General features: G+C 70.3%; 3 protein-coding genes and 1 pseudogene. 2 read left to right on the forward strand and 2 right to left on the reverse strand.

Annotated elements, in window-relative coordinates; translation table 11 throughout:
• The first annotated feature begins 417 nt into the window (after positions 1-417).
• Both ABZ354_RS28505 and ABZ354_RS28510 read left to right on the forward strand, forming a co-directional pair.
• A complete protein-coding gene (locus tag ABZ354_RS28505) occupies positions 418-1044 on the forward strand; it encodes a hypothetical protein (RefSeq protein ID WP_358661594.1) in 627 nt (208 codons plus the stop codon).
• A 254-nt stretch (positions 1045-1298) separates the two neighbouring features.
• The gene (locus ABZ354_RS28510) at positions 1299-2144 is read left to right on the forward strand and encodes an LLM class flavin-dependent oxidoreductase (protein ID WP_358661595.1); all 846 of its coding nucleotides are present in this window, start codon (positions 1299-1301) and stop codon (positions 2142-2144) included.
• A 303-nt stretch (positions 2145-2447) separates the two neighbouring features.
• Here the strand turns inward: ABZ354_RS28510 and ABZ354_RS28515 are convergent, their stop codons facing one another.
• Together ABZ354_RS28515 and ABZ354_RS28520 are read right to left on the reverse strand one after the other, a co-directional pair.
• The gene (locus tag ABZ354_RS28515; RefSeq protein WP_358661597.1) at positions 2448-3083 is read right to left on the reverse strand and encodes a pentapeptide repeat-containing protein; all 636 of its coding nucleotides are present in this window, start codon (positions 3081-3083) and stop codon (positions 2448-2450) included.
• A pseudogene (locus tag ABZ354_RS28520) lies at positions 3064-4127 on the reverse strand (hypothetical protein); the annotation flags it as partial. The pseudogene ABZ354_RS28520 and the gene ABZ354_RS28515, both read right to left, overlap by 20 nt.

A 4127-nucleotide genomic window follows, 5' to 3' on the forward strand; every position in this document is an offset into this window, starting at 1 on the left:
ACCAACTGACGCACCAGACCACCCAAGTCGTCACTCGCACCACGCGAGTCACGCTGCAGCGTGGACAGCGTCTGCGCACCCATGTCGAACTTCATACCGAACTCGCTCCCCCTCGGGCCGCGGAGGCGACCGATCACTCGTCATCACATGACAATGTCAGCCACGTCTATCAACCCGGCGGCCCCCTGTGCAATCCGGGCCCGAGTCGCTCACAGAAGCACCACATTCGCGGGGCGAAGGGTCGCCTCTGGGTGACGGTCCGGGTACACCTGGTCATGTCCCTGCCCAGTGCCGCCACCGGACCGGCGCTGATCCGCCGGGACGGCGTCCTCGTCCTCGCGGGAGACCGAACCGGCCGGCCCGCGGCCGGAACTCTCGCAGCCCGGCGGCTCTGGGCGGGTGTCTAGAGTGGCGGGCATGCGTATGAAGATCGTTGCGGCTGTTGGTTTCACATGCCTGCTGGCCACGGCCTGCGGGGGTACGGAGGCGGGCTCGGACGACGCCGGCACCAAGCCGGACCCGGCGCGGACCGTACTCCCCCAGCGGCTGGACCAGCCGGACATGGACCCGGACCTGGAGCCGTCCGCCCCGGCCGACGACGCCCCGTTCACGGAGCAGTTGGAGCACGAGCTGATCGTCGGCACGCTCAAGATGGCCCAGGCCGAGGGGAGGACGACGGCCCAGTGCCCCGGTGACGTCAAGCCCGCCAAGGGCAAGAAGACGACGTGCACGAGCACGTACGAGGGTCTGAAGATCGAGTGGACGGTGACCTTCGGCGACGACGCCGCCTGGTCGTCGGACTACGTCCAGTACGACGCGAAGCCCAGCACCGGCATCATCACCAGGGCCGGTGTGGCCAAGCTGCTGTTCGGCAACTTCGAGGGCTCCATCGACCACGCCCTGTGCAACGACATCCCGAAGGCCGTGCTCGCTCCCCTCAACGCGAAGTCCACGTACGCGTGCGAGGTCGTGGACAAGGGCGAGAAGCCCCAGGGCTGGACGAGCGCGGTACACGCGACGGACGCCGGACCGCGCGTCTACTGACCCACGGGGACCCCATGCCGGTCGAGGACGTCCGCGGCGCCCCGACCGGCAGACGACGCGAGCGGTTGCGCATGCGGCGGCGGGCGGCCTCCGTCCGCGAAATTCGATGGCCAGGCGAACCCGGCCCGGCCTAGGGTGGTCGCACTTCACGAGACGTTCCCCAGAAGTACGCCGCAGGGTGGGAGCGTCCCACCTCTTCGAGGTGCCGGAGGGGCGGCAGCAACTCTGTCGACCCTTTTTCCGGAGGCCTCCTCATGAACATCGGTATCGGTCTGCCCATCGGCGATCCCGCCACCCTGCGGACCTGGGCCCGGCGTGCCGACGCCGGACCGTTCAGCACGCTCGGTCTGCTCGACCGGCTCGTCTACGACAATCCCGAGCCCCTGGTCGCCCTCGCCGTCCTGGCGGGCGCCACGTCCCGGATCCGCGTCCAGACCGAGGTGCTGCTGGCGCCGCTGCGCGACACCGCGCTGCTGGCCAAGCAGGCGGCGACTCTGGACCGGATGACCGGTGGCCGTCTGACCCTGGGCCTGGGCATCGGCGGCCGGGACGACGACCACGTGGCAGCGGGCATCGACAGGAGCACGCGTGGCCGCCGCATGGACGAGCAGATGGCAGTGATGCGCCGGCTGTGGTCCGGCGAGCCGTACGGTCCCGGCGCGGGCACGATCGGGCCCGCGCCCGCCCGGCCGGGCGGCCCCGAAGTGCTCTTCGGCGGCTTCAAGCCCGTCGCGCTCGAACGCGTCGCCCGCTGGGGCGACGGCTTCCTCGCCGCCGCGGCGCCCTCCTGGGCCGGCGGGCTCTTCGACACCGTCCGCGGATTCTGGAAGGAATACGGCCGCGACGGCGGACCCCGTCTCGTCGCGCAGGTCAACGTCGCGCTGGGCCCGCAGCATGTGACCGACGACGCGCGGTCCGCGATGCGCGCGTACTACGCCTTCACCGGCATGGCCGACCGCATGGTCGCCGGAATGCTCACCACGCCGACGCAGATCCGCGAGGCGATCACCGCCTTCACCGACCTCGGCGCCGACGAGGTCATGCTGTACTGCTACGGCCTCGACCCGGACCAGGTGGACCGTATCGCCGACGTCGTGTGACGTCCGCTCCGGCACGGGTCTTCCGGCTCTCGTAAGTGCCGCAGTCCGGAGCCGGTCGCCGGTTCAGAGCCGGTGGTGAAGTCAGGCCCTCTCCCGTCGGTCACCACCGGCTCGGCGACGCCGTGCCCCACGGCCCGCCCGCTACCCGTCGCCTCACCCGGTTCGGCTTCCGTTCCCGGTACGGCTTCCAGCTCGCGCGGTGCGGCGGCGGGCCGGGGCGCGTTCTGGCGGTACACCTCCGGGTGCGGCTCGCCCCGGAAGCAGAAGTCCGCTCTCCCCCCGAAACCTCTGGAGGTCCCGGTGTCACTCGTGCGGGCTGACGACCCGTACTCTTCCGCCCCTGGCACGGATCCATTCCTCGAGTCCGGCTCCGGCCAGCTCGTGGGACCCCGACCCGTCCACCAGGACCGCAGGACCCAGCACTGTCCCGGTCGCCCCGTCCATTGTGGTTTCCTCATCCAGGACGACCTGGAACGAGTTCTCCTTGAACACGGCTTCCCGCAGGTCGACGCCACAGAAGTTCACCTTCTGGAGCAGTGCCCCCATGAACTGGGTACCGCGGCAGCTCGCCCCCGAGGCATCCACCTCGTAGAGCGAGGCCTTCACCAGATCCGCGCCGTCCAGCACGGCGTTCCGCAGGACGGCGTCGTCGAGAGTGGCGCGTACGAGGGAACACCCGGTGAAGTCGGCTCCCGTGAGATCGGCGCCCTGCGCATCCGCGCGATACAGGTCTGCCCCGGCAAGCTTCGTGCCCACCATCCTGGCGTCGGTGAACCACGACTCGGCGAAATCTCCGCCCGTGAGATCGGCCCCGCTCAGGTCGAGGCCGACGGCGTCGAGACCGCCCTCACCGTCAAGCCACTCCCGCAGACGCTGCGCCGCTTCCGCGTCCGACGGAAAACTCGCGGGCGACCAGTCCTTACGGGTACCAGATGACATCTTTTTCCCAGCCGTTCTTTTCCACAATGGACTTGATGTCGTCGATCGCTGCCTGGTTCGCGTTCCTGACGTCGAGGATGACGATCCTCCCCTTGCCGGCGATCTGGTCGCGCAGCTTTCCTGCCCACCGCTCATTGTTCGCCGGGTCGTATGCACCACGGAATGGCTGCGACTTGTCGCGGACATTATTGAATGGCGGCCAGTCGGAGTGCACGCCCTTGATGTCATAGTATCGGTCGGCGCTGGGCGAATAGAATTCACCATTGTCCCGCACGGCGGGCCGCTGAATGTCCGCGGGCAGCCGGCCCTGTTCCCGGAGGTCCAGTCCCACGCGCGCCTCGTCCTTCGAGGGCTCCGAAATACCACCGTTCTTGTCCGGGTCACGCTGCAGGTGATCGAACTCGTCGGGGCTGCGCCCTTCCACGTTTTCGAGGTGCTGCCAGTGTTCCGCCCGCTCCGTGGGGGTCAATTCCGGCAACGGCTCATTGGCGCGGGCCGGGTCCGCCAATCCGGCACCGGGGTCGTCGAGTCCGTCGCCACCGAGATCCGCGCCCTCGTAACCGTCCGACGGCGGTCGCCCGGGTCCGTCGCCCGGGGACTCCGGCATCCCGCCGGCACCTTCCGCGTGGCCACTTGGCACTTCGGAATGACCGCCGGTGCTGTGGCCACCGTCGCCGCCCGTGGGCTCATGGCTCGCTGACGGGCCCGGTCCGTGCTCGTGGGCGCTGCCGCCTGGCAGGTGGTCGGCCCTGCCGCCCGGTCCCTCGACGTGGCCGCCCGGTGTGCCGAGGTCGTCGCCGGCGCGGCCGAGGTCGTCGCCGAGGTCGCTGCCGAGGCGGACGGGGTGTGCCGCGGTGTCGGCGGTGTGGGCGCCCGCGCCCACCAGGGCGGGCTCCCGCACCGGGGAGTCCACCCGCGGGATGTCCGCACCCGGTGCCCCGGACGTGGCGCCGGGCCGGTCGACGATGTCGCCGGGGCCGTCGGCCGCCTGCTGCACGGCGTTGCCCCGCCCGTCCAGGAGGTTGCCGTCGGGGTCCATGTACT

It is taken from the genome of Streptomyces sp. NPDC005925 (assembly GCF_040638805.1).
In the GTDB taxonomy this organism is placed as follows: Bacteria; Actinomycetota; Actinomycetes; order Streptomycetales; family Streptomycetaceae; genus Streptomyces.

Excerpts from the sequence above, each read along its gene's own strand:
- ABZ354_RS28505 (WP_358661594.1), top strand. The coding sequence starts at position 418 with ATGCGTATGAAGATCGTTGCGGCTGTTGGTTTCACATGCCTGCTGGCC.
- ABZ354_RS28510 (WP_358661595.1), top strand. The coding sequence starts at position 1,299 with ATGAACATCGGTATCGGTCTGCCCATCGGCGATCCCGCCACCCTGCGG.
- ABZ354_RS28515 (WP_358661597.1), bottom strand. The coding sequence starts at position 3,083 with ATGTCATCTGGTACCCGTAAGGACTGGTCGCCCGCGAGTTTTCCGTCG.